This is a genomic window from Sphingosinicella microcystinivorans (assembly GCF_003634215.1).
In the GTDB taxonomy this organism is placed as follows: Bacteria; Pseudomonadota; Alphaproteobacteria; order Sphingomonadales; family Sphingomonadaceae; genus Sphingosinicella; species Sphingosinicella microcystinivorans.
Genome location: NZ_RBWX01000007.1, coordinates 1163955 through 1187662, shown reverse-complemented (window position 1 = coordinate 1187662; position 23708 = coordinate 1163955). Strand labels below are relative to the sequence as shown.

Sequence of the window (23708 nt, the reverse complement as noted above, 5' to 3'; positions counted from 1 at the left end):
TGGGTCAGGCCGCCTTCTTCACTTGCGCCACGATCTTCTTCGCCGCGTCGCCGAGGTTGTCGGCGCTGACGATCGGCAGGCCGCTGTCGGCAAGGATCTGCTTGCCGAGTTCGACGTTCGTGCCTTCAAGGCGAACGACGAGCGGAACCGAGAGGTTCACCTCGCGTGCCGCCGCAACAATGCCTTCCGCGATGATGTCGCAGCGCATGATGCCGCCGAAGATGTTGACGAGGATGCCTTCGACCGCCGGGTCGTTGAGGATGATCTTGAACGCCGCTGTCACCTTTTCCTTGGTGGCACCGCCGCCAACGTCGAGGAAGTTGGCGGGCTCCGCGCCGTTCAGCTTGATGATGTCCATCGTCGCCATGGCGAGGCCCGCGCCATTCACCATGCAGCCGATGTTGCCGTCCAGCTTCACGTAGGCGAGGTCGTACTTCGACGCCTCGATCTCCATCGCGTCTTCTTCGGTGAGGTCGCGCAGTTCCATGATGTCCGGGTGGCGGAACAGCGCGTTGCCGTCGAAGCCCATCTTGGCGTCAAGCACGATGAGCTTGCCGTCCGTCGTCTCGACGAGCGGGTTGATCTCGAGCAGCGAAGCGTCGGTGGACTTGAACGCCGTGTACAGCTGCTGCGCGAGCTTCGCCGCCTGCTTGGCGAGGTCGCCTTCCAGCTTCAGCGCCGCCGCGACGCCGCGGCCGTGGTGCGGCATGAAGCCCGAAGCCGGATCGATGCGGATGGTGTGGATCTTCTCCGGCGTGTGCTCGGCGACTTCCTCGATATCCATGCCGCCTTCCGTGGAAACCACGAAAGCGACACGGCCGACGGCGCGGTCCACGAGCAGCGAGAGGTAATATTCCTTGGCGATCGGTGCGCCCGCTTCGATGTAAAGGCGGTTCACCTGCTTGCCGGCATCGCCCGTCTGATGCGTCACGAGCACGCGGCCCAACATCTCGGCAGCGTTGGACTTCACCTCTTCAACCGACTTCACGACGCGCACGCCGCCCTTGGCATCGGCGCCGAGACCGTTGAAGCGGCCCTTGCCGCGCCCGCCGGCGTGGATCTGCGACTTCACCACATAGACAGGTCCGGGAAGCTGCTTCGCAGCCGCCTCGGCCTCATCAGCGGTGAAGGCCGGGAAACCGGCCGAAATCGGCGCGCCGAACTTCGCCAGCAGTTGCTTGGCTTGATACTCGTGGATGTTCATTAGCGATCCTTATTTCAGCGAGCTATCGAGGTTGCGGCAGGCGTCCATCAGTTCCTTCACCGCGTTCACCGACACGTCGAAGTTGGCCTTGGCCTCGCCCTTCAGCTCGATCTCGACGATCTTCTCGACGCCGTTCGCACCGATGATGATAGGAACGCCGACATACAGGTCCTTGACGCCGTATTCGCCCGAGAGGAACGCCGCGCACGGCAGCAGCCGGCGCTTGTCCTTGAGGTAGGAGTCGGCCATCGCGATCGCCGAGGAAGCGGGCGCATAGTAGGCCGAGCCGTTGCCGAGCAGCCCGACGATCTCTCCGCCGCCCGAACGCGTGCGCGCCACGATCGCGTCGATCTTCTCCTGGGTCGACCAGCCCATCTTGATGAGGTCCGGCACCGGGATGCCCGCGACGGTCGAATATTCAACGACCGGCACCATCGTGTCGCCGTGGCCGCCGAGCACGAAGGCGGTGACGTCCTCGACCGAGACGTTGAACTCTTCAGCGAGGAAGTGGCGGAAGCGCGCCGAATCGAGAACGCCGGCCATGCCGACGACCTTGTTCGCGGGAAGACCCGAGAACTCGCGCAGCGCCCAGACCATGGCGTCAAGCGGGTTGGTGATACAGATCACGAAGGCGTTCGGCGCGTGTGCCTTGATGCCCTCGCCCACGGCCTTCATGACCTTCAGGTTGATGCCGAGCAGGTCGTCGCGGCTCATGCCGGGCTTGCGCGGCACGCCAGCGGTGACGATGCAGACGTCCGCGCCTGCGATATCGGCGTAGTCGCTGGTGCCCTTCAGGCGCGCGTCGAAGCCCTCGACCGGGGCCGACTGAGCAAGATCGAGGGCCTTGCCCTTGGGCATCCCTTCCGCGATGTCGAACAGGACGACGTCGCCCAGTTCCTTCATTCCGACGAGATGTGCGAGCGTGCCGCCGATCATCCCGGCGCCGATCAGAGCAATTTTATTGCGTGCCATGGGTCTCTCTCACTGAAGGCGATGCGTGGAACGCCGACCGGACGACCGGCGAAAACGCGATCCCGATAGCCCCTGATTCGCGGCGCTGCAACCATTCGTAAAAATCCGCGCTGCGCAAAATTCTTGTCCGTGTGTGCAACGCAGCAAATAAGCCGGGCTTCAGGCGGTCCTTACGCCGTGCCCTTCTGCCATGTAGTCGGCGGACTGCATCTCCATCAGGCGCGAAACGGTGCGCTCGAACTCGAAGGCAAAATCACCGGCCGGATAAAGCTCGGCGGGATGCGCGTCGGCGCCCATCAGCAGCTTGACCCGGTACTCATAAAGCGCGTCGATCAGCGCCACGAAGCGCGTCGCCTCGTTGCGCTTCTCCGGCCCCATCTTCGGCACACCGACGATGATAACGGTGTGATAGCGCTGCGCGATCGCAAGATAATCCGCCGCCCCCCGCGCCTCCCCGCACAGACGCTTGAACGAGAAGACAGCGACACCCTTCAGCGATTTCGGGACATGAAGCGTTCGCCCGCCGCCCACATCGATCGTCTCGGTAGGGACGTGGGCGCGGTCCTCCGGCGGATAGTCGGTGAGGCGGAAGAAGGCTTCGGAGAGTGCCGCGGTCGCTTCGGGACCGTTCGGAACGTAATAGGTCGGCATCCCTGCGAGCCGGTCGAGCCGGTAGTCCGTCGGCCCATTCAGGCTCACGACGTCCAGTTCGCGTTCGATAAGATCGATGAAGGGCAGGAAAAGCTCGCGGCTGAGGCCATTCTTGTAAAGGTCACGCGGCGGCCTGTTGGAGGTTGCGACCATCGTAACGCCGTGATCGAGAATCGCTGTGAACAGGCGCGAAAGGATCATCGCGTCAGCAACGTTCGTCACCTGAAGCTCGTCGAAAGCCAGCAGGCGCACACCCTTCGCGATATCGTCGGCAACCCGCAGGATCGGGTCGTCGACGCTGCGCTCGCGCCATTTGTGAAGCGCGGCGTGGACCTCCAGCATGAAGGCATGGAAATGGACACGACGTTTGGGGATCGCTGGCGCAGCCTCGTAGAAGAGGTCCATCAGCATCGATTTGCCGCGCCCGACCGCGCCCCACATGTAAATGCCGCGCGGCGTGTCCTCGGACTTGCCGAACAGGCGGGAAAGCAAGCCGCTTTTCGGCGGCCCCGCACGAAGCTCCGCCTCGAGCGTGCCGAGTCGCGCGGCAGCAGCCGCCTGATCAGGATCGGCCTTCAGCTCATTCGCCGCGATCAACGCGCTGTACGCCTCGACAACGCTCAACGCGGCGCAACCTTCCTCAAAACGCCGGAGAACGAAGCGATCGGCCCGTCCTGCGTCACGAGACCGCGCAGGAAGATAAGCTTGCCGGTTTCACGCGTGATCTCACCGGTCGCATAGATATCCATGCCCGGAACACCGGCCCCAAGGAACTCCGTGTTCAGCGTCAGGGTCACGGCCCGGTGCGCGGTAAGCGCGGGTGCGGCGATCGCGAACAGCGCCATATCGATGAACGTCGTCACATAGCCGCCGTGCAAGCGGCCCTGATTGTTGCGATGCTTCGTCTCCGTAGGAGAGCGACACTCGACGCTGCCGTCCGCGCCGGCACGGAAGTAGACCGGCCCGACCAGACTCTGGAAACTGTCCGCGTCAAGCTGACTCCAGCGGCGCCAGCCTTTGAACGGCCCGTCCGCAATCTCTATGCTCGGCATCGCGCGGCGGTCAGGCCTTTCGCGGCCGAGCGGGCCGGGTGAGCTTGCGTTCGACAGCCGTCACGAGCTTAGAAAACTCCTTGGTTTCCACAGCATCGGGCGCGATTTCGGCGAGCGGCAGGCAATAGACCGCCATTTCCTCGACCTTGCTCGAATACGGGATGGCGTGAACGTCCGGGCAGGCCTCGAGCGTCTCGCGATGCAGCGCGCGGCGCTTGTCGACCATCGTGAACACCGGAATCACCGGCGGCTCGCCCTTGTGGTGCCGACTCAGATGCTCGGCGAGTTGCTCGTTCGTGCGCGCCGAGAGCGGCGACATCGTCATCGGCTCGACGATGAGGTCCGCCGCCCGGAAGATCTGGTCGGCGAGCAGGCCGAAACCCGGCGGGCAATCGAGCACGACGCGGTCGTACTCACCTGCCACGGCCGCGAGCCGCTTCGCCAGCAGCTTAGCGCGCTGCGATTCGACGAGCTGGACATCGAGCTTGCGCAGCGATTCGTCCGCCGCGAGCACCTCAAGGCCCTGCCACTTGCTCGGCAAGATATAGGCCTCGATATCGCCGCCGCCGCTTCCGGCGAACAGCTTGCGGGCCTTCTTGCTCGGTTCGACCTGCAGCAGGTCCGACGCCGCACCCTGCGCATCGAGATCCCACAGCAGCGTGCGCCGCTTGGCCTGCGTTGCAAGGAGGTGTGCAAGATTGACAGCCACGGACGTCTTGCCGACGCCGCCCTTCAGGCTGAAGACTGCGATGACTTTCATGCCGCTCCGCCGTTGACGTCCTGTTTTTCCATGGCACTCATGTGGCATTTCTAAGCCACGTAGCCAACAGGGGAATCGTCGCCGATGACATTGCAATCCAGGCTCGACCGTCGCAGCCTCCTCGGCGGAATCGCAGCTTTCGGCGGTCTTGCGCTGCTTCCGGCCTGTGCCGCGACGTCCAGAACCGCCGCGCCCGCTGCAGCCCCCGTCCGCAACTGGGCGGCGCTGAAGGCGCTTGCCGAGCGCTATGTGGCGGAGCGCAAGGTCGCGGGCATGATCATCGGCGTCGGGAACGGCGAGTCCCCTGCTTTCTATACCGGCGCAGGAACGCTCGGTTTGCAGCGCGAAACGCCGGTCGACGCCAAAAGCATATGGCGCATCTATTCGATGACGAAGCCGATCACGGGCGTGCTTGCAGCGCAGATGATCAGCGAAGGCGCGCTCGGCCTCGATCAGCCGATCGGCGACATCCTTCCGGCGTTCAAGGCAATGAAGGTCGCGATCGATCCCGCCACCAGCCTTGAAGCGCGCGCTGCGAGCGGGCCGATCACGGTGCGCCACCTGCTGACGCACACCGCCGGGTTCACCTACCACTTCATGCCGAACGCTGTCGGCAAGGCCTATCGCCGCTTCGGTCTGATGCCGGGGATGCGCACGGTCGGGCGCGAGCCGGGTGACGGCGAATCGCCCAGCAGCCTGCAGGCCTTCGCGAACGCTGTGGCCGAGCTTCCCCTCATCGCCGACCCCGGCACAGCGTGGAACTACAGCATTTCGCTCGATGTGCTCGGCGCCGTTATCGAGAAGGTCGCGCGGAAACCGTTCGAAACCGTGCTGCAGGAACGGCTGCTCACGCCGCTCGCGATGCACGACACCGGCTTCGCCGTCCCCGCTGCGTCAATGAACAGGCTTGCCACTAATTATCTGCTCCACAGCAACAACCTCGTACCCGTCGATGTTCCGCCGAAGACCGAATATGCCGTGCCCGCAAGCTATCCCGCGGGCGGCGGCGGCCTCGTGTCGACGGCGGACGATTACATGCGCTTCATGCGCATGGTCGCGAACGGCGGCCACCATGGCAGCGCCCGAATCATCTCGCCCGAAGCCGCGAAGCTCGCGGTCTCGAATCTGCTTCCCAGGGGCGTCTACTATGAAGGCAACCAGGGCTACGGTGCGGGCGGGCGGGTCGTGATCACGCCGGGGCCGGGCCTCATCCCCGGCAGTTACGGCTGGGGCGGAGCGGCAGGAACGCTTGCGACAGCGTTGCCCGCGCAGAAGCTTAGCGTTGTTCTGATGACGCAGTATATGCCGCAACAGGCCTACCCGCTTCCCGAAGAGCTCGGAAAGGCGCTCGCCGCAGATCTAGCGTGAGCGCGCCTGCGCGTAGGTGCCGAGCATCCGCACCCACTTGGTGTGGTACTTGAGTTCATCGAGCGCACGCTCAACGTTCGGGTCGTCCGGACGTCCCTCGATGTCCACGTAGAACTCGGCGGCCTGGAACTGGCCGTCGCGCATATAGCTTTCGAGCTTCGTGAGGTTGACCCCGTTGGTGGCGAAGCCGCCAAGCGCCTTGTAAAGCGCGGCGGGCACAGACCGCACTTCGAACAGCAGCGATGTCATTGCGGGAAGCCCCGCCTCCGGCATCCTGGGTTCGCGTGCCAGCGCGACGAAGCGCGTCGTATTGTGCGCCTCGTCCTCAATTCCTTCGGCGAGCGGTGTCAGGCCGTAAAGCTGCCCGGCGAGCTGCGAGGCGATCGCCGCCACAGTCTTGTCCCCGTCGTCCGCGACCTTCGCGGCCGAAGCAGCGGTATCAAAAGACGCGACCGGGCTGATCCCCCATTCGCGAAGCCGCTTCCGGCATTGGCCGAGCGCCTGCGGATGGCTGATCGCGACCTTCACGTCCGACAGCGTGGTGCCCGGCACGGCGAGCAGCGAGTGGCGCACGCGAACGAAATGCTCGGCAACGATCCACAGCCCCGACTCCGGCAGCAGGAAGTGAATGTCCGCGACGCGCCCATGCAGTGAGTTCTCGATCGGGATGATTGCGCGCCCCGCCAGCCCTTCGCGCACCGCATCGATGGCGTCGGAGAACGAAAGACACGGCAGCGTCGGCGCTCCCTCCGCCATTTCGCGCGCAGCCTGGTGAGAATAGGCGCCCGGCGCACCCTGAAAGGCGACGGCGGTTTCCGGCGTTTTTTCAGCGGCTTGCGCAAGCTCTTCAACGAGCCGCGCGGCGGATTCGGGATAGTTCTGCATCGCCGCGTTCTTTGCGGTGCGGGGGCTTACCACGTCAAGCGCAGCCTGCGGCGATCTGGAGCTTGGCAATCCCGACTCCTGAAACTATGTTCCGCGCGATTTTGAACCGGGGGGCTTCAGAGAAAGGCCCCGCTCTTCGGAGGGCGCAGTGGACAGTTACGAATGGAACAAGATTATCGGCTGGGTGCTCGCGGCCGCGATTGCGGTGCTTGGCCTGTCGATCCTCACGGGATTCGTCTATGCGCCCGGTCACTCCGAAACGAAGGGCTACGTCGTCGAGGGTGTTGAGGTCGAAGCTGATGCGGGCGCCGGAGCTGCCGAAGCCGTGCAACCGATCGCGGCGTTCCTCGCTACCGCCAACCCGGCGAAGGGCGAAGCACAGTTCAAGAAGTGCGCAGCCTGCCACACGGTCAACAAGGGCGGCGCCAACGGTCAGGGCCCGAACCTCTACGGCATTCTGGGCGCCAAGGTCGCGCACCTTCCCGGCTTCGGCTATTCGGACGCGGTGAAGAACCACGGCGGCAACTGGGGCTGGGACGAGCTCAGCCACTGGGTCGAATCGCCCCGCAAGTATATTCCGGGCAACAAGATGAGCTTCGCGGGCATTTCGAAGCCGCAGGATCGCGCCGACCTGCTCGTCTACCTCAACTCGCAGAGCGACAGCCCGCTGCCGCTACCGGCCGTGCCGGCGGTTGCTGAAGCACCTGCCGCTGAAACTCCAGCCGATGCCGCCGCCACCGATGCAGCGCCCGCTGCAGGTGAACAGGCCGCCGCCGCTCCGGCGGAAGCGGCACCCGCGGAAGCAACGCACTAAGACCGAATGAATGCTGGGCGCTGGCCATATGTGAGCCAGCGCCACAGCCATTCGAGCGGCCCCATTCTGAAGCGGCCGAGCCACCACGTGGCGAACGCGGTCAAGACGATCGCAATGCCGAGCGCAATCAACCAGCTCTCCGCAATCGATACCTTTCCGTGCAGCCCGAGCGCAAAACCCGGGAACAGCAGCCACTGGCCGACCAACGTCTCGCCGATATAGGTGGTGAACGCCATTCGGCCGGGCGCGGCGAAGATTCCGAGCACACGACGACCTGCTGTCGTCTGCAGCGCCGCGAGCACGATCCCTGCGTGACCCAGCGTCGTTGTCAAACGCCCGATTTGATACGTGACCTCCGAGATCGGAATCGGCACCAGGAAACCCGCCGCAACCGCCTGCTCCGCCTCAATGGCGTTGATCGGAATGCCGATCGCATACCCTGTCAGCGCAACCTTGAGATACAGGCCGTGCGTCAGTTCGCCGCCTAGAAAGCCGAATTTGAACAGCCCGGCGCCGATCAGCATCATGGCCAGCGCATCCAGCGACCACCAACTGATACTGGCAAGATCGTTCCATTCATTGGCGATCGTCATCTTGTAGGCGAGGTTGTCGGCAAGGCTTCCCCGCCGCGCTGCCAGCGATCGTGCATCAGCCTCGAAGTCAGGCTGAACGGCCGCGAGATAATCCTGCCAGGCAAGGATGCGTTCGTCTTCCTCGCTTGCACCTGCCGCAATCGCCGCCTCCGCATGTTCGCGGGTGTTCATGCCTTCCGCCACCGCGGCCGTACCGATCGCGGTCACGACCGCCAGGCCACCAAGGCCGAGGCCGACGAGCGCACGCGGCGGAAGATCGCGGAAGGGGAACAGAAACAGCCCTGCGATGCCGTAGATCAGCAAGATATCGCCCGGCCACATCAGCAGATAGCCGTGAACGAGGCCGAACCCGATGAGCGCGATCATGCGACGATAGTAGATCGAAAGCGCCGAGCGCCCCGCCTGCGGACGGGAAGCGAGAATCACGAAACCCGCACCGAAAAGCAGCGAAAGCAGCCCACGCATCGTGCCTTCAACGAAAAGCTGCTGCACCCACCAGACGACGCGGTCGGACAGGGCCCAGCCCGAGATGCGCGGATCGGAAGCAACGCCGGGAACGCTGCCCATGGCCCAGATGTTGAGCAGCATGATGCCGAGAATGGCGATACCGCGCAGGATATCCAGCGCTTCGATGCGTGACGCGCTATCCCGCGCTTCGCCCATCCCCCTCCCCGGTTCGGACGAACGTTCCTAAAGTCGCCCTAGCAGGGGCCACCCATAGCAGAAATTTCGTAGAATCCCGCCACGATTTCCCAAGCCTCTTCAGCCGTTTCGACAAAGTGGAACAGCGAAAGGTCATCGCGCGAAATCGTACCTTCTTCGGCAAGCGCCTCGAAGTTGACGATGCGCTCCCAGAACTCGCGGCCGAACAGCAGCACGGGAAACGGCTTCACCTTGCGCGTCTGGATAAGGGTCAGCGTCTCGAACAGTTCATCGAACGTACCGAAACCGCCGGGGAACGCCGCTACAGCCTTGGCACGCATGAGGAAATGCATCTTCCGAAGCGCGAAGTAGTGGAACTGGAATGAAAGCGCCGGCGTCACATAGGGATTCGGCAGCTGTTCGTGTTCAAGCACGATATTGAGCGCAACGGATTCCGCGCCAGCATCATGCGCGCCCTTGTTCGCCGCCTCCATGATCGACGGTCCGCCGCCCGAGCAAACCACGAAATGCCGCTCGCCGTCCTCACGCGGCAGCGAGGAGACGAGATGGGCGAGCTTGTAGGCCTCGGTGTAATATTTCGCCTTGGCGCGGAGCCGCTCCGCCACCGTTCTCTCCCAATCCGTGCGCGCAGCGGCGACGAGCGCATCTGCGGTTTCGGGAGAGGGAATGCGCGCAGAGCCGTAAAGCACGAAGGTGGACGCGATGCCGTGCTCTTTCAGCAGCATCTCGGGCTTCAGCAGCTCAAGCTGGAAACGAACGGGTCGCAATTCCTCGCGCAACAGGAAATCCTGATCCTGAAACGCCAGCCGATAGCTCGGATGTTCGGTTTGCGGGATCGGTGTCGTCTTGGCGGCCGCTGCCGCATCCTCTTCCGCCGAGGGGAACGTTCGGTGCGAGACTGGGGTTTTATCATCCATGGGGCGTCTCTAACGCCCAAAGTGCCGCGCGTCAGCGGCAATATGGCCCGCGTCCCATGTCGAGATGCAGGTGATCCTGATGAAAAGCGTCGCCTTCGGGGCCGATAACGATGTTGAATCGCGCGCAGCCTGCACGGTGAGCGGCACGCAGGAACGATTGCTCATCCGCCGCTCCGCGCCATCCGGATTTCACCGCAACCGTACGGCCGTTCGCCAGCGTGAAGCTTGCGATATCGACCGCGTTGGCACGCGCGTGTTCGGAAAGCCGCGCGCCCGGCTGGCTGTTGCGCGTGCGGCAGGCATAAGTGCCGTAGCTCTGGATACGGACGACGTCCGCCCCGAAATGATCGCGTGCCGCCGGGCGGACGCCTTCATGCACCCACCGGTAGAGCGATTCGGCAACCGGACACGAGACCGCCTTGAGCCCAGCGACGGGGACACCGATATCGAGCAGCAAAACGGCGTTCTCGTATCCACACTGCCCTTCGACATGGGGATCGAGCTTGCGGTATTTCATGCCCTGCAGCCGATCGAGCCGCGCGAAGCAGGCCGCCGCGTTTTCAGGCGTGTTTTCAGAATGTTGCGACACGGGTTTCTGACCCGAAACCGGCGGAGCACCACCCGAACAGGCCGCGGCGGCAATAAGCGACAAGGCGGAAAGAACACGGCCCAGCATGCGCCTCTTTTAGCGTTGGGAGCGCCACCCGCAACCAGCCAGCCGTTTTCGGCCCGTCGCATTTGACGGCGGCGTTAACCTTGCCTCAATCCGCATGGGGAAACCTCGCCTCCAATTGCTCCTGAGAGAGCTAAGTAAGAGTCGCGGGGTGTTTGGGTAGCGTATGAAACGAGCCTTCTTCCCAAGGGCAGAAACCGTGCTCGACGGAATCTATGTGGATTTGGTGCGCAGCATCTACGCAGCGTTCATTCCTCCGTTGATCATGAGTGTCGGCTTCATCGCGGGCGGCACAATGGTTGTTCGGGAAACCGGCGACGCGGCGCTCGCGGTTATTGTCGCCGCTGGAGCGCTTATGAGCGTCAGCCGCCTTGCCGTCGCTCTTATCGGGCGCCGGGAAGCGTTTGATCCGGGTCTCGGCGTCGACCGTGCGCGGCGTCTCGAACGCCAATTCGCAGTCGCATACCTCGGTTTTGCAGTGTGCCTGGGCGCCTTTGGCGCTCGCGTGTTCATGCTGCCTGCGAACGAAGCCCACCTGTTCACCGCTGTATTGCTCGTGGGTTACGGTGCGGGCGTCGTCGCCGGTATGGCGCCGCGTCCGCATCTCGCCATCGCCAGCATGTTCATCGGCTTGGTGCCGGGCCTTGTTTCCAGCTTCCTGGTCGCAAGCGAACTGTATTGGGCCACAGCGGCGATGATGACAGCGTTGCTCGTCGGCGGCATTCGCAACGTGCTCGATCGTTACCATTTCACTGTACGCGAAATCAGCCGCCGCATCACGTTCGGCAATCTGGCGCGCACGGACGGCCTCACCGACCTGCCGAATCGCCTCGCGCTTCGCGAATGGTTCGAGGAGCATGTAACGCTCAATCCGAACGCCGGACTTGTCGCGGTGCACTGTCTCGATCTCGACGACTTCAAGGCCGTCAACGAGGAGCTCGGGCACCCGGTCGGAGACGCGCTGCTGTTGGCGGTCGGCAAGCGCCTAGCTTACATCATCCGCGAGTCTGACAAGGCGGCGCGGCTGGGCAGCGACGAGTTCGCCATCGTTCAGTGCGGTATGAAGCACCCGGAGGAGGCCGCCATTCTCGCGCGGCGGATCGAGGCGGCGATCCGCCAGCCGTTCCGGCTCGATGGCCGGGTAGCGAAACTTTCCACCTGCATCGGCTATGCCGTTTCAGACGACCGCGCAGAGGATCTCGAACCCCTCATCAGCCGCGCCGACGAGGCCCTTTACACCGCCAAGCGCCGCGGCGGCGGTATCGCCGCGCAGATCAGGGACGAGCAGAACGGGATCTCTGCCGCGGCTTAGCGAAACCGCAAGTTTTCTCGCGAAAGGTCCGAGAGCGTGCGTGCGCCCATCAGTTTCATGTCGCGCTCGATCTCCCCGCGCAGCTTGCCGAGGATGCGTTCGACGCCCGGCTGCCCTGCCGCCGCAAGCGCATAAAGATAGAGCCGTCCGCCGGAGACCGCGCGCGCACCCATCGACAGCGCCTTCAGAACATGCGTGCCGCGCCGCACACCGCCGTCGAGGATGATTTCCAGCCTATCGCCTACAGCATCGACGATCTCGGCAAGTTGATCGAACGGCGCGCGTGACCCATCGAGCTGGCGCCCGCCATGGTTCGAGATCATGATCGCGCTCGCCCCGATATCGATCGCCCGACGCGCGCATTCCACCGACATTACGCCCTTCAGGCAGAACGGCCCGCCCCACTCGGCGCGGATCGCTTCGGCCGCCTTCCAATCCATCGACTGGTCGAGCAGCGAAGTGAAATATTCGCTCACCGTCACGGCCGTGTTGCTGCCCTGCTTGATGTGGTTCTTCAGGTTCGGAAGTTCGAATCTCTCGCGGAGCAGATAGTTCAGCGTCCACGAAGGATGCGTCGCGAAGCTGATCATGCTGGAAGGCGTCAGCTTGGGCGGCGAGGTGAAGCCGGTGCGATAGTCGCGCTCGCGGTTGCCGCCGACAATCGTGTCCACGGTCAGCGCCAGCGCATCGAACCCGGCGGCTTTCGCCGCCTGGATCATGTCCCGGTTAATGCCGCGGTCCTTGTGATAGTAGAACTGGAACAGCTTCGGCGTGGAAATCATGCTCCCGATCTCCTCAAGGCTCACAGTCGCGAGACTGGAAATCCCGCAGAACGTACCGAACTTCTCCGCCGCGCGCGCAACGGCGCGCTCGCCATCGTGATGGAAAAGGCGTTGAAGCGCTGTCGGGGAGAGGAACAGCGGCATCTCGATGCGTTTGCCGAACAGCGTGGTGGACATATCCACCGTTTCGACACCCGCGAGCACACGCGGCACCAGGTCGCAGTCATTGAACGCGGCCGTACTGCGCGCGAGAGTGATTTCGTCGTCAGCCGCGCCGTCAATGTAGTGAAACACGGGTGCTGGCAGGCGCTTTTGCGCGAGTTTGCGGAAATCCGCGATATTGTGACAATCACTGAGACGCATTGAAAATCCCCCGGACCTTATCGCCCCGCCTGTAGCATCGGGACCGGTTGCCACAAAATGGCCATTTGACTCTCTCGTACGCATCTCTATGAGCGGCGGCGGGCCACGCCGTCCCAACGCGGCGCGCGCTCTCTGTAAGGAGAGATTATGACTGACGTTACGAAGCCGGGCATCCTGCCCGCACGCCCCCAGTTTTCTTCCGGCCCCTGCGCCAAGCGCCCCGGATGGGACCCCACTAAATTCAATCTCGACGTGCTTGGCCGCTCGCACCGCGCCAAGCTCGGCAAGGCGCGCCTGAAGCTCGCCATCGACCTCACCCGCAAGGTGCTGGGCGTGCCGGATGATTACCGCATCGGTATCGTCCCCGCGTCGGATACGGGCGCGGTGGAAATGGCGATGTGGTCGATTCTTGGGCAGCGCTCCGTCACCACGATCGCGTGGGAAAGCTTCGGTGAAGGTTGGGTCACCGATGTCGCAAAGCAGCTGAAGCTGAACCCCACGGTCCTGAAGGCTCCCTATGGCGAGCTTCCCGATCTCAAGGCCGTCGATTTCGCCAGCGATGTGATCTTCACATGGAACGGCACGACCTCTGGCGTCCGCGCGCCCAATGGCGACTGGATCCCGGCGGACCGCGAAGGGCTCACCTTCGCCGACGCCACTTCCGGCGCGTTCGCGCAGGATCTGCCGTGGGACAAGCTCGATGTCACGACCTTCTCCTGGCAGAAGGTGCTCGGCGGCGAAGGCGGGCACGGCGTGCTCATCCTCTCCCCACGCGCGGTCGAACGGCTTGAAACCTACACGCCCGCATGGCCGCTGCCGAAGATCTTCCGCATGACCAAAGGCGGCAAGCTGATCGAAGGCATCTTTGTCGGCGAGACGATCAACACGCCTTCGATGCTCTGCGTCGAGGACTATATCGACGCGCTCGAATGGGCGGACGGTCTCGGCGGCTGGAAAGCCCTCGCCGCCCGCGCCGACGCGAACGCGGCCGCGCTCAATGCGTGGGTCGAAAAGACGCCGTGGATCGAAAATCTCGCCGTTGATCCCGCAACGCGTTCGAATACCAGCGTCTGCCTGAAGATCACGGACTCGCGCGCCGATGCGGAAACGCCGAAGAAGATCGCTTCGCTCCTCGAAAAGGAAAACGCGGCGCTCGACATCAACGGCTATCGCGACGCCCCGGCCGGCCTTCGCATCTGGTGCGGCGCCACGGTCGAAACCGCTGATATCGAGGCGCTGACACCCTGGCTCGACTGGGCCTTCGCGCAAGTCGTTTCAAACTGAACTGAAACCGTCACCCCGGCGAAAGCCGGGGTCCATCCCCCTGAATGAATGGATACCGGCCCAAGCCGGTATGATGACGAGGAAAGCGATATCCCATGCCCAAGGTTCTGATTTCCGATAAAATGTCCCCGAAGGCCGCCGCCATCTTCAAGGAGCGCGGCGTCGAGTTCGATGAAAAGCCCGGCCTCACCAAGGAAGAGCTGAAGGCGATCATCGGCCAGTACGACGGTCTCGCCATCCGCTCGGCCACCAAGGTCACCGCAGACGTCCTCGAAGCCGCGACGAATCTCAAGGTCGTCGGCCGTGCGGGCATTGGTGTTGATAACGTCGATATTCCCTCCGCCTCCGCGAAGGGCGTCGTCGTGATGAACACGCCGTTCGGCAACTCGATCACCACCGCAGAGCACGCCATCGCGCTGATGTTCGCACTCGCCCGTCAGCTGCCCGAGGCAGACGCCTCCACGCAGGCCGGCAAGTGGGAAAAGAACCGCTTCATGGGCGTCGAGGTCACGGGCAAGACGCTCGGCCTGATCGGCGCGGGTAACATCGGCTCGATCGTCGCCGAGCGCGCCCTCGGGCTCAAGATGAAGGTCGTCGCCTTCGATCCGTTCCTGACCCCGGAACGTGCCGAGGACATCGGTATTGAAAAGGTCGAGCTCGACCAGCTCCTCGCGCGCGCCGACTTCATCACACTGCACACGCCGCTCACCGATTCGACGCGCAACATCCTCAGCCGCGAAAACCTTCTCAAAACGAAAAAGGGCGTGCGCATCATCAACTGCGCGCGCGGCGGTCTCATCGACGAGGCGGCGCTGAAGGAACTGCTCGATTCGGGCCACATCGCAGGCGCCGCGCTCGACGTGTTCGTCACCGAGCCTGCGCACGAAAGCCCCCTCTTCGGCACCCCCGGCTTCATTTCGACGCCGCACCTCGGCGCGTCCACGGACGAGGCGCAGGTGAACGTCGCGATCCAGGTCGCCGAGCAGATCTCGGACTTCCTGCTGTCGGGCGCCGTCACCAACGCACTCAACGTGCCGTCGCTCTCCGCCGAGGAAGCGCCGAAGGTCCGCCCCTATATCGAGCTTGCCGAAAAGCTCGGCCTGCTCGCGGGACAGCTCGCCAAGGGCGCGATCAGCCACGTCACCGTCGAGGTCGAAGGTGCCGCTGCCGAACTCAACATCAAGCCGATCACCAGCGCGGTCATCACCGGCCTGATGCGCCCGATTTCGGACACGGTGAACATGGTTAACGCTGTTCACATTGCCCGCGAGCGCGACATCGGAATCGCGGAAGTCCGCCACGAACGCGAGACGGACTACCACACGCTCCTGCGCGTGACGGTGAAGACCGAGGAAGGCGAACGCTCGGTCGCGGGCACACTCTTCGGCATGAAGCATCCGCGCCTCGTCGAGCTCTTCGGCATCAAGGTCGAAGCCGATCTCGACGGCTCGATGCTGTTCATTGCGAACGAGGACAAGCCGGGCTTCATCGGCAAGGTCGGCAGTGCGCTCGGTGAAGCGGGCGTCAATATCGGCACCTTCCACCTTGGCCGCCGCGGCCAAGGGGGCGAGGCCATCCTGCTGCTCTCGGTGGACGGCGCTATCGACGATCCACTGCTCTGGACGATCTGCAAGCTGGACGGCGTGAAGGACGTGAAGGCGCTTCGCTTCTAGCGCGCAGCGCCCTTCCGGTGATGCCGGACTCTTATCCTCTCCCTCTCCCCGCCGGGGAGAGGGTTGGGGAGAGGGGCAAACAAACACCCTCAATCTTGTTTCCATCCCCCCACCCCGCTAGAGCCGGGCCACCATGACTGATCCGATCTCCAAGGGCCTACTCCCCGAAGGCTTCCGCGACCGCCTGCCACCGCAGGCAGAGGCGGCCGCCGATCTGCTCCGCACGCTGCTGGATCAGGTTTCGGCGCATGGCTACGAGCGCGTCTCGCCGCCGCTCGTCGAGTTCGAAGACAGTCTCGTCACCCGCCTTTCCTCCGCGCGCCCGCAGGACCTGCTCCGTTTCGTCGATCCGCTGTCGCAGCGCACGCTGGCGCTGCGTCCCGATATCACCGCGCAGGTCGGTCGGATTGCCGCCACGCGCATGGCGCACATCGCGCGCCCGCTGCGACTTGCTTACGGCGGCCCCGTGCTCCGCGTGCGCCCCGCACAGGTCGGCCCGCAGCGCGAAGCGATGCAGATGGGCGCTGAGCTCATCGGCTCAGATCACGTCGATGCCGTCGCCGAACTCCTCGGCATCGCGCTTGAAGCCCTCGCCGCGGCGGGCCTCGCCGACATGTCGGTGGACCTAACGCTGCCCGACCTCGTCGGCACGCTCGCTGCCGGGCCGTGGCCCGTCACCGCGCCGCTTGCCGATGTGCAGACGGCGCTCGACGGCAAGGATGCCGCCGCGCTGCAGGCACTCGGCGCGGCCCAATACAGCACGCTGATCGAGGCCGCCGGCCCCTCCGATTCCGCGCTCGCGCGCCTGAAAGCGCTGAATGTCTCCGGCGCGCTCAACACACGCATCGCAGGCCTTGAGCGTCTGGTGGCGACCGCAGCCCCGCACGCGGCCGTCACCATCGACCCGACCGAGCGCCATGGCTTTGAATACCAGACGTGGATCGGCTTTTCAGTGTTCGCTGCGGGCGTACGCGGCGAGGTCGGCCGCGGCGGCACCTATCTCGTCCGTCACCCCGGTGGCGGAGAAGAGACGGCGGTAGGCTTCTCGCTGTATGTGGACGGCCTTGTCGACGCAGGGCTTGGCGCCTCGCGCCGCCGCCGCCTGTTCGTGCCGCTCGGCGAAGCCGCGCACGCCGCCAAACTCCGCGCCGAGGGCTGGACCACGGTCGCCGCGCTCACCGACGCGGACACGCCGACGCGCCTGCGGTGCGACTACGCGCTCGCCAACGGCGAACTCGTCAAACTCTAAAGTGCCGCCTTCAGGAATGCATCGACGTCTGCCGTCGCAGAGTCGCCGTCCGCCCCTAAATCCTGATTGAGTTCACGGTGGCTGGTGTCCGGGACAGCCACCGCCCGCGCCGTCGCCCCCGCCTTTTCAAGCGCCTGCACCAGCGATCGAGACTGGCCGAGCGAAGCATCGCGCCCCTCAACATAAAGCGCCAGCCATGCAGCGGCGTTCGGCGACGCCGTGTGCGTCATCGGCGATAGCGCAGCTTGCCGCTTCGGATCATCCCCGAACGCCGGGCCGTAGAGCTTCTGCACGACCGGCCCGCCCGTCTTCATCTGCGCCGCCACATCATACCCTGCGCCGTCCAGCAGCACGACCGCCTTCACTGCGCCCATCGGCACGTCCGCCGCCTTCAGATACTGCGGATCTGTCGCCACCAGCGCCGCGAGGTGCGCCCCGGCACTATGCCCCATCAGCGCGATGCGGTTCGGATCGATGCCGTATTCCGCCGCGCGGAACCGCAGCATGTCGATCGCGGACGCAACGTCCGCCGCCTGCTGCTCCACGGTCGCCTTCGGCACCAACCGGTAGTTGATCGATGCGAACGCATAGCCCTCGCCCGTGAAATGCTCCGGCTTGCGTCCGGAAGCCTGCCGCTTGTCGCCGAGGCTCCATGCGCCGCCGTGGATGAACACGATGAGGGGCGCAGGCGCGGCGCCTTTCGCGCGGTAAAAGTCGATCGCCTGCCGCGCATCGTTGCCATAGCTCACCGTCACGGTCGGCATCGCCCCCGCGCCGGGGCCGTTGCGCAGCACGTCGAGCGCTCGCCTGCAGTCTTCCGAAACCTTGTCGCGATTCTCGATGATGCACTGGCGTACCTTCGGCTTGTTGGCCTTGTCGCTGCCGCACAGCGTCTCCATGTCGGCGCGGCAGGCCATCAGCCCTCCACCCATGCGCGGCCTCTGCTGCGCCTCTGCCGTCACGCCCACCAGCACGAACGCCATCGCTCCCAGAATCAGCTTTGCCCGCATTTCATCTCCCAGCCTTCGTGTTCCATACGCGTGATAGAGCGAATAACCTTCGCCTCCCATGCAAAAGCCGTGGACGCATCGGCGCGACAACCCTAGTGAGTGCCGCCGTGTATCGACGCTGAATGGAGACGTCCCCGAAATGGCCAACGTGACCGTGATCGGCGCCCAATGGGGCGACGAGGGCAAGGGCAAGATTGTCGACTGGCTATCGGCCCGTGCTGATGTCGTCGTACGCTTCCAGGGCGGTCACAATGCGGGCCATACGCTCGTCGTCGGCAACAACACCTACAAGCTCAGCCTACTGCCTTCGGGTATCGTACGCGGCACGCTGTCCGTCATCGGCAACGGCGTCGTGCTCGATCCGTGGCATCTCAAGGCGGAGATCGAGAAGCTGCGCGGACAGGGCGTTGCGATCAGCCCGGAAAATCTCATCATCAGCGAAACCTGCCCGCTGATTCTTCCGTTCCACCGCGATCTCGACGCGCTGCGCGAGGACGCGAGCGGCGCCGGCAAGATCGGCACCACCCGGCGCGGAATCGGTCCGGCTTATGAAGACAAGGTAGGCCGCCGCGCGCTCCGCGTCTGCGACCTTGCGCACCTCGATGAGGCCGGTCCGCAGATCGACCGACTGCTCGCGCACCACAACGCGCTGCGCGCGGGCTTCGGCGTCGATCCCATCGATCGTGACGCGCTGATCGCCGATCTCGAAGCGATCGCGCCCGAGGTGCTGCCCTATGCCGGTCCGGCGTGGGTCGGCCTCAACGAGGCGCGCCGCGCGGGCAAGCGCATCCTTTTCGAAGGCGCACAGGGCGTGCTGCTCGATGTCGACCACGGCACCTACCCGTTCGTAACCAGTTCCAACACGATCGCGGGCACCGCGAGCGGCGGCTCCGGCCTCGGCCCATCCGCGACCGGTTACGTGCTCGGCATCGTCAAGGCGTACACGACGCGTGTCGGTTCGGGCCCCTTCCCCTCCGAGCTTGACGATGCCACCGGCCAGCGTCTCGGCGAGCGCGGCCACGAGTTCGGCACCGTCACGGGCCGCAAGCGCCGCTGCGGCTGGTTCGACGCGGCGCTGCTGCGCCAGTCGATCGCCGTCTCTGGCGTCACCGGCATCGCGCTTACCAAGCTCGACGTGCTCGATGGTTTCGAGGAATTGAAGATCTGCACCGGCTACGATGTGAACGGTGTTCACTACGATCATTTACCGGCGCATCCCGCCGCGCAGGCCGCTGCGAAGCCGATCTACGAGACGTTCGACGGCTGGCACGAATCAACCGCCGGCGCACGCAGTTGGGCACAGCTCCCGGCGCAGGCGATCAAGTACGTTCGCCGCATCGAGGAACTCATCGGCTGCCCTGTGGCACTCGTCTCGACGAGCCCGGAGCGTGAAGACACAATCCTTGTGACGGATCCGTTCGCCGACTGAGTATCGCGGAACGCCGCGGGATCAGACCGTGGGTTTCTTCGTGAAGCCCCTCGGCACGATCCCCTTCGCCTCCTCCACCTCAATGCGCACCACCTTCGCGGCGGGCGGGCCTTCATGGCAGGCGGCGATCAGCTTTTCGATGTCGTCGGGCGTCCCCACCGCGAGCGCCTCCACCGTGCCGTCGGTGCGGTTGCGCACCCAGCCGTCGAGGCCGAGGGCCTGCGCGGTTTCGAGCGTCCATGCGCGGAACCAGACGCCTTGCACGCGGCCATGGATGCGCAGCCGCCGCGCGGTCCGGTCGGTCATCCCACCTGCGCGCGGTGCATGAGGAAGGCGTCGGCGAGCACGCACGCCATCATCGCCTCGGCAACCGGTACGGCGCGAATGCCGACGCACGGGTCGTGGCGTCCCTTGGTCATTACCTCGACCGCTTCGCCGTAGCGCGTAATCGTCTGCACCGGCGTCAGGATGGACGAGGTGGGTTTCAGCGCGATGCGGCAGACGACGTCCTGCCCGGTGGAAATGCCGCCCATCACCCCGCCGGCGTGGTTCGTATCGAACACCGGCGGGTCACCCGCCCCTGCGCCCGGCCGCATACGGTCGGCATTGTCCTCGCCGCGCAGGCGCGCCGCCGCGAAGCCATCACCGATCTCCACGCCCTTCACGGCATTGATCGACATCATCGCCGCCGCAAGTTCCCCATCGAGCTTCGCGTAGAGCGGCGAGCCCCAGCCCGCCGGAACTCCGCTCGCGAACACCTCGACAACCGCACCTACCGATGACCCGGACTTGCGCACGCTGTCGAGCAACACCTCCCAGCGCTTCGCCGCATCTGGGTCCGCGCACCAAAAGTCGTTGTCGCCGAGCGTGTGCGCCGCAAACCGCTCCACGCGGTCGCCGCCGATCTCCACGACATGCCCCAGGATACCGACACCCGCGATCACCTTCCGCGCCACCGCCCCCGCCGCCACGCGCGCCGCCGTCTCGCGCGCGGACGAACGCCCGCCGCCGCGATAGTCGCGGAAGCCGTATTTCGCGTCGTACGTGTAATCAGCATGGCCGGGCCGGTACTTTTCGGCGATGTCGCCATAGTCCTTCGAACGCTGGTCTACGTTCTCGATCATCATCGAAATCGGCGTGCCGGTCGTCTTGCCCTCGAACACGCCGGAAAGGATTTTCACCTCATCAGGCTCGCGCCGCTGCGTCGTGTGGCGGGACTGGCCGGGCTTCCTTTTGTCGAGCCACGGCTGGATATCCGCTTCCGAAAGCGCGATCCCCGGCGGGCAGCCATCCACGACGACGCCGAGCGCTGGGCCGTGGCTCTCGCCCCACGTCGTGAATCGGAAGATGCGGCCGAAGCTGTTGAACATCAGGAGAGCGCGATGTCCGGCGCGTCTTCCGCCTTCATGCCGATCACGTTGTAGCCGGCGTCAACATGGTGGATCTCGCCCGTCACGCCGCTTGAAAGGTCGGAGAGCATATAGAGCGCAGCGCCGCCCACGTCCTCGATGGTGACGTTGCGCCGCAAGGGGCTGTTCAGCTCGTTCCACTTCAAAATGTAGCGGAAATCGCCGATGCCGCTCGCCGCCAGCGTCTTGATCGGCCCGGCGGAGATCGCGTTCACGCGAATATTCTCCGGCCCGAGGTCCATCGCAAGATACTTCACGCTCGTTTCAAGCGCAGCCTTCGCGACGCCCATCACGTTGTAGTGTGGCACCACCTTCTCGGCGCCGTAGTAGCTGAGCGTCAGCACCGAGCCGCCATTCGGCATCATCGCCCGCGCCTTCCGCGTCACCGCCACAAAGCTGTAGGCGGAGATGTTCATGGTCAGCAGGAAGTTTTCGAGGCTAGTATCGACATATTTGCCGCGCAGCTCATTCTTGTCCGAAAAGCCGATGGCGTGAACCACGAAATCGATCGTCGGCCAGCGCGCCGCCAGCGTCTCGAACGCGGCATCGAGCCCCGCCATGTCGGAAACGTCGCAATCGATCAGGAAGTCGGAGCCCACGCTCTCAGCCAGCGGCCGCACGCGCTTTTCCAGCGCCTCGCCCTGATAGCTGAACGCCAGCTCGGCGCCCTGGTCCGCAAGCGCCTTCGTAATCCCCCACGCCAGCGAGCGTTCATTCGCGAGCCCCATGATCAGCCCGCGTTTTCCCTGCATCAATCCAGCCATATCTGCTTTCAGCCTTTCGGTTGTCCCCCCGATTCCGCGTCCTTTTGCCCATTTTCGGGTTCCATGGCCAGTGCCGCGTTGAGCTCCGCGCCAATCACGAATCCCATGCCCGCAATGAAGAAGAACAAGAGGGTGATCATCACACCCGCGAGCGGGCCGTAGAAGCGGTCATACGTGGAAACATCGGCAAGCAGGCGCGGCAGAATCAGTGTCGCGCCGACCCATACGCCCGCCGTAACCGCAGCGCCCGGCCACTTCGGGCCGCGCTTTCGGAATCGTGCGGGGGTGAGGCTGTGAAACAACAGATAGAGCGCAAGGAACAGCACCACGAGCGGCCCCAGCCGCCCGATGTCGATGATTTCCTCGATCGTATCGATCCACGGCACGAAACGCGCGATGAACTCTTCGGCGGTCACCACGATCACCTGCGCCGCGAATGCCGCCAGCATCAGGAAAACGCTGCCCAGGATCACCGCGAAGCTGCCGAGCCGGCGCTGCCAGACGGGCGCCGCATAACCCGTATGATAGGCGCGGCGCAGGATATCGCGGATCGTCTCGATGTAGCTCCCGGCGGTCCATAGCCCCACGAGAATTGAAAAGGTGAGAATACCGGTGGAGCCCTGCATCGCCGCCTCGATGGGCGGGCCGACGATCCCGGCCACGGATGGCGGCAAGGTTCGCAGAAAACCCTCGACCGCTTCAAGCCCCGCATCCGAACGGCCGAGCATCCCCGCAAACGTGCCAAGCACGATGAAGAACGGGAACAGCGCCAGCATCGAAAGATAGGCGAGATTCCCGGCGTGGATGAAACCATCGTCCCACACGCCCTTCACGACGCGAAGGGCCACGCGAACCGCGCGCCGCTCTTCCTCGAGCAGACGCGCGAAAAAGCGGATCATGCCATTCCGGCGCGGGGATCGTGCGCCTTGCCGCTGTCCCATCCTTCCGCGAACGTCTTCAGCGCCGCATCGCTTTCGGGAATTGCGATCACAAGCGTAACCAGAAGATCGCCGCGTCCACCGTCTTTCCGGTGGAAGCCCTTGCCTTTCAAGCGCAGCACCTTCCCCGAAGAGGCACCGGGCGGGACGGAAAGCATCACCGATCCGCTGGTCGTCGGCGCCTTCACCTTGGCGCCCAGCACAGCCTCATCGAGCCTGATCGGCAGATCCAGGCGGATGTCGTCGCCGTCGCGCTTGAAAAAGCGATGCGGCGCGGTGCGCAGCGTCACGATGGCGTCACCGTTGCCGCCCGGTCCTGGCTCGCCCTGTCCGGCAAGCCGGATCTGCTGACCTTCCGCGAACCCTGCGGGAAGTTTCAGGTCCACCGTCTTTCCCGAAGCGAGCGTCACGCGCTGCGGCTTCAGCTCGGCGGCTTCGGTGAAGTCCACAGCAAGTTTGTAGGCGACGTTGCGGCCTTTGGGGGGCGCTTGGCGCGGACCCGCGCCGCCGCCGAAATCGAAGCCCCCGAAACCGCCGCCGCCGCCACCACGCCGCCCGCGCCCGAAAAGTTCGGAAAGCAGGTCGTCGGCCGCGCCCGAGAAGCTGAAATCCTCACCGCCCATGCCCGCGCCGCCGGTGTGCGTCCGGCTATAACCGCCGCCCGGTCCACCACCGAACCCGAACGGCATCTTGGGGTTGCCCTGCTCATCGATTTCGCCGCGATCATACTGCGCGCGCTTGTCCTTGTCGGAAAGCAGGTCGTAGGCGGCCGTCACCTCGGAGAATTTCTCCGCGGCCTTCGGGTTGTCCTTGTTACGGTCGGGGTGCAGTTCCTTGGCCAGCTTGCGGTATGCGGATTTGATTTCCGCATCGCTCGCGCCACGCTTTACACCAAGGGTCGAATAGAGATCGCTCATCGTCCCTACGCTCACCACAATGCCTC

Annotated in this window: 23 protein-coding genes; 7 read left to right on the top strand and 16 right to left on the bottom strand. The window is 64.5% G+C overall.

Annotated features, from left to right (window positions below):
* Positions 1-4: 4 nt before the first annotated feature.
* From sucC to DFR51_RS05730, 5 genes are all read right to left on the bottom strand, one after another.
* Positions 5-1204: an ADP-forming succinate--CoA ligase subunit beta gene (gene sucC / locus DFR51_RS05750; RefSeq protein WP_121048025.1), complete on the bottom strand. Its 1200-nt coding sequence runs from the start codon at positions 1202-1204 to the stop codon at positions 5-7.
* Positions 1205-1213: 9 nt separating this feature from the next.
* Positions 1214-2176, bottom strand: a complete 963-nt coding sequence (mdh, locus tag DFR51_RS05745) for a malate dehydrogenase (RefSeq protein ID WP_121048024.1) — start codon at positions 2174-2176, stop codon at positions 1214-1216.
* Positions 2177-2335: 159 nt separating this feature from the next.
* On the bottom strand, positions 2336-3451 hold the full coding sequence (zapE, locus tag DFR51_RS05740) for a cell division protein ZapE (protein ID WP_121048023.1): 1116 nt from the start codon (positions 3449-3451) through the stop codon (positions 2336-2338).
* Complete coding sequence (locus DFR51_RS05735) at positions 3448-3879, bottom strand: PaaI family thioesterase (protein WP_121048022.1); 432 nt, start codon at positions 3877-3879, stop codon at positions 3448-3450. The genes zapE and DFR51_RS05735 overlap by 4 nt, the downstream gene beginning before the upstream one ends.
* Before the next feature lie 10 nt (positions 3880-3889).
* Positions 3890-4639, bottom strand: coding sequence for a ParA family protein (locus DFR51_RS05730; protein ID WP_160119189.1), 750 nt, complete (start codon positions 4637-4639; stop codon positions 3890-3892).
* Between the two features lie 84 nt (positions 4640-4723).
* On the opposite strand from DFR51_RS05730, the gene DFR51_RS05725 reads away from it, so the two are divergent.
* Entirely contained in the window at positions 4724-6007 is a 1284-nt protein-coding gene (locus DFR51_RS05725) for a serine hydrolase domain-containing protein (RefSeq protein ID WP_121048020.1), read from the top strand.
* Here the strand turns inward: DFR51_RS05725 and DFR51_RS05720 are convergent.
* Positions 5999-6892 (bottom strand): prephenate dehydratase, encoded by an 894-nt coding sequence (locus DFR51_RS05720; protein WP_121049856.1) that lies wholly within the window; start codon positions 6890-6892, stop codon positions 5999-6001. The two genes, DFR51_RS05725 and DFR51_RS05720, sit on opposite strands and share 9 nt — an antisense overlap.
* Positions 6893-7040: 148 nt before the next feature.
* On the opposite strand from DFR51_RS05720, the gene DFR51_RS05715 reads away from it, so the two are divergent.
* Positions 7041-7706, top strand: a complete 666-nt coding sequence (locus tag DFR51_RS05715) for a c-type cytochrome (RefSeq protein ID WP_121048019.1) — start codon at positions 7041-7043, stop codon at positions 7704-7706.
* Here the strand turns inward: DFR51_RS05715 and DFR51_RS05710 are convergent.
* From DFR51_RS05710 to DFR51_RS05700, 3 genes are read right to left on the bottom strand one after another with little or no spacing between them, the layout of a single operon-like run.
* Positions 7703-8962, bottom strand: coding sequence for a DUF418 domain-containing protein (locus DFR51_RS05710; protein ID WP_121048018.1), 1260 nt, complete (start codon positions 8960-8962; stop codon positions 7703-7705). The two genes, DFR51_RS05715 and DFR51_RS05710, sit on opposite strands and share 4 nt — an antisense overlap.
* Positions 8963-9000: 38 nt before the next feature.
* Positions 9001-9879, bottom strand: a complete 879-nt coding sequence (locus DFR51_RS05705) for an LOG family protein (protein WP_121048017.1) — start codon at positions 9877-9879, stop codon at positions 9001-9003.
* 31 nt (positions 9880-9910) lie between these two features.
* A complete protein-coding gene (locus DFR51_RS05700) occupies positions 9911-10555 on the bottom strand; it encodes an extensin-like domain-containing protein (protein ID WP_121048016.1) in 645 nt (214 codons plus the stop codon).
* A gap of 196 nt (positions 10556-10751) precedes the next feature.
* On the opposite strand from DFR51_RS05700, the gene DFR51_RS05695 reads away from it, so the two are divergent.
* Positions 10752-11864: a GGDEF domain-containing protein gene (locus DFR51_RS05695; protein WP_160119188.1), complete on the top strand. Its 1113-nt coding sequence runs from the start codon at positions 10752-10754 to the stop codon at positions 11862-11864.
* Here DFR51_RS05695 and DFR51_RS05690 read toward each other — a convergent pair.
* Entirely contained in the window at positions 11861-13009 is a 1149-nt protein-coding gene (locus tag DFR51_RS05690; RefSeq protein ID WP_121048014.1) for an alpha-hydroxy acid oxidase, read from the bottom strand. The two genes, DFR51_RS05695 and DFR51_RS05690, sit on opposite strands and share 4 nt — an antisense overlap.
* A gap of 147 nt (positions 13010-13156) precedes the next feature.
* Here DFR51_RS05690 and DFR51_RS05685 point away from each other — a divergent pair, with 147 nt between their 5' ends.
* The 3 genes from DFR51_RS05685 to DFR51_RS05675 all read left to right on the top strand — a co-directional run bounded on the left by DFR51_RS05685 (position 13157) and on the right by DFR51_RS05675 (position 17215).
* Positions 13157-14293, top strand: a complete 1137-nt coding sequence (locus DFR51_RS05685) for a phosphoserine transaminase (protein ID WP_121048013.1) — start codon at positions 13157-13159, stop codon at positions 14291-14293.
* 95 nt (positions 14294-14388) lie between these two features.
* Entirely contained in the window at positions 14389-15966 is a 1578-nt protein-coding gene (serA, locus tag DFR51_RS05680) for a phosphoglycerate dehydrogenase (protein ID WP_121048012.1), read from the top strand.
* A gap of 133 nt (positions 15967-16099) precedes the next feature.
* Positions 16100-17215, top strand: a complete 1116-nt coding sequence (locus DFR51_RS05675) for an ATP phosphoribosyltransferase regulatory subunit (RefSeq protein WP_121048011.1) — start codon at positions 16100-16102, stop codon at positions 17213-17215.
* Here the strand turns inward: DFR51_RS05675 and DFR51_RS05670 are convergent.
* Positions 17212-18225: an alpha/beta hydrolase gene (locus DFR51_RS05670; RefSeq protein WP_243445393.1), complete on the bottom strand. Its 1014-nt coding sequence runs from the start codon at positions 18223-18225 to the stop codon at positions 17212-17214. The genes DFR51_RS05675 and DFR51_RS05670 overlap by 4 nt on opposite strands.
* Before the next feature lie 139 nt (positions 18226-18364).
* Here DFR51_RS05670 and DFR51_RS05665 point away from each other — a divergent pair, with 139 nt between their 5' ends.
* A complete protein-coding gene (locus DFR51_RS05665) occupies positions 18365-19654 on the top strand; it encodes an adenylosuccinate synthase (RefSeq protein WP_121048010.1) in 1290 nt (429 codons plus the stop codon).
* Positions 19655-19675: 21 nt separating this feature from the next.
* Here DFR51_RS05665 and DFR51_RS05660 read toward each other — a convergent pair whose 3' ends face one another.
* From DFR51_RS05660 to DFR51_RS05640, 5 genes are read right to left on the bottom strand one after another with little or no spacing between them, the layout of a single operon-like run.
* The gene (locus DFR51_RS05660; RefSeq protein WP_121048009.1) at positions 19676-19960 is read right to left on the bottom strand and encodes an acylphosphatase; all 285 of its coding nucleotides are present in this window, start codon (positions 19958-19960) and stop codon (positions 19676-19678) included.
* The gene (aroC, locus tag DFR51_RS05655) at positions 19957-21027 is read right to left on the bottom strand and encodes a chorismate synthase (protein WP_121048008.1); all 1071 of its coding nucleotides are present in this window, start codon (positions 21025-21027) and stop codon (positions 19957-19959) included. Before aroC ends, DFR51_RS05660 begins: the two co-directional genes overlap by 4 nt.
* Complete coding sequence (fabI, locus tag DFR51_RS05650; protein ID WP_121048007.1) at positions 21024-21827, bottom strand: enoyl-ACP reductase FabI; 804 nt, start codon at positions 21825-21827, stop codon at positions 21024-21026. Before fabI ends, aroC begins: the two co-directional genes overlap by 4 nt.
* 8 nt (positions 21828-21835) lie before the next feature.
* Positions 21836-22726 carry a YihY/virulence factor BrkB family protein gene (locus DFR51_RS05645; RefSeq protein WP_121048006.1) on the bottom strand — a complete coding sequence of 297 codons (891 nt, stop codon included), beginning with the start codon at positions 22724-22726 and terminating at the stop codon, positions 21836-21838.
* Entirely contained in the window at positions 22723-23682 is a 960-nt protein-coding gene (locus DFR51_RS05640; RefSeq protein WP_121048005.1) for a DnaJ C-terminal domain-containing protein, read from the bottom strand. Before DFR51_RS05640 ends, DFR51_RS05645 begins: the two co-directional genes overlap by 4 nt.
* Positions 23683-23708 lie beyond the last annotated feature (26 nt).

What these genes read in the sequence shown, in the direction of transcription:
- DFR51_RS05720 (WP_121049856.1), bottom strand. Translation starts at nt 6,892, where the DNA reads ATGCAGAACTATCCCGAATCCGCCGCGCGGCTCGTTGAAGAGCTTGCG.
- DFR51_RS05700 (WP_121048016.1), bottom strand. Translation starts at nt 10,555, where the DNA reads ATGCTGGGCCGTGTTCTTTCCGCCTTGTCGCTTATTGCCGCCGCGGCC.
- DFR51_RS05645 (WP_121048006.1), bottom strand. Translation starts at nt 22,726, where the DNA reads ATGATCCGCTTTTTCGCGCGTCTGCTCGAGGAAGAGCGGCGCGCGGTT.
- DFR51_RS05730 (WP_160119189.1), bottom strand. Translation starts at nt 4,639, where the DNA reads ATGAAAGTCATCGCAGTCTTCAGCCTGAAGGGCGGCGTCGGCAAGACG.
- fabI (WP_121048007.1), bottom strand. Translation starts at nt 21,827, where the DNA reads ATGGCTGGATTGATGCAGGGAAAACGCGGGCTGATCATGGGGCTCGCG.
- DFR51_RS05675 (WP_121048011.1), top strand. Translation starts at nt 16,100, where the DNA reads ATGACTGATCCGATCTCCAAGGGCCTACTCCCCGAAGGCTTCCGCGAC.
- DFR51_RS05735 (WP_121048022.1), bottom strand. Translation starts at nt 3,879, where the DNA reads ATGCCGAGCATAGAGATTGCGGACGGGCCGTTCAAAGGCTGGCGCCGC.
- mdh (WP_121048024.1), bottom strand. Translation starts at nt 2,176, where the DNA reads ATGGCACGCAATAAAATTGCTCTGATCGGCGCCGGGATGATCGGCGGC.
- DFR51_RS05665 (WP_121048010.1), top strand. Translation starts at nt 18,365, where the DNA reads ATGGCCAACGTGACCGTGATCGGCGCCCAATGGGGCGACGAGGGCAAG.
- DFR51_RS05660 (WP_121048009.1), bottom strand. Translation starts at nt 19,960, where the DNA reads ATGACCGACCGGACCGCGCGGCGGCTGCGCATCCATGGCCGCGTGCAA.
- DFR51_RS05725 (WP_121048020.1), top strand. Translation starts at nt 4,724, where the DNA reads ATGACATTGCAATCCAGGCTCGACCGTCGCAGCCTCCTCGGCGGAATC.
- sucC (WP_121048025.1), bottom strand. Translation starts at nt 1,204, where the DNA reads ATGAACATCCACGAGTATCAAGCCAAGCAACTGCTGGCGAAGTTCGGC.
- serA (WP_121048012.1), top strand. Translation starts at nt 14,389, where the DNA reads ATGCCCAAGGTTCTGATTTCCGATAAAATGTCCCCGAAGGCCGCCGCC.
- DFR51_RS05705 (WP_121048017.1), bottom strand. Translation starts at nt 9,879, where the DNA reads ATGGATGATAAAACCCCAGTCTCGCACCGAACGTTCCCCTCGGCGGAA.
- DFR51_RS05640 (WP_121048005.1), bottom strand. Translation starts at nt 23,682, where the DNA reads ATGAGCGATCTCTATTCGACCCTTGGTGTAAAGCGTGGCGCGAGCGAT.
- DFR51_RS05690 (WP_121048014.1), bottom strand. Translation starts at nt 13,009, where the DNA reads ATGCGTCTCAGTGATTGTCACAATATCGCGGATTTCCGCAAACTCGCG.
- DFR51_RS05670 (WP_243445393.1), bottom strand. Translation starts at nt 18,225, where the DNA reads ATGCGGGCAAAGCTGATTCTGGGAGCGATGGCGTTCGTGCTGGTGGGC.
- DFR51_RS05685 (WP_121048013.1), top strand. Translation starts at nt 13,157, where the DNA reads ATGACTGACGTTACGAAGCCGGGCATCCTGCCCGCACGCCCCCAGTTT.
- DFR51_RS05710 (WP_121048018.1), bottom strand. Translation starts at nt 8,962, where the DNA reads ATGGGCGAAGCGCGGGATAGCGCGTCACGCATCGAAGCGCTGGATATC.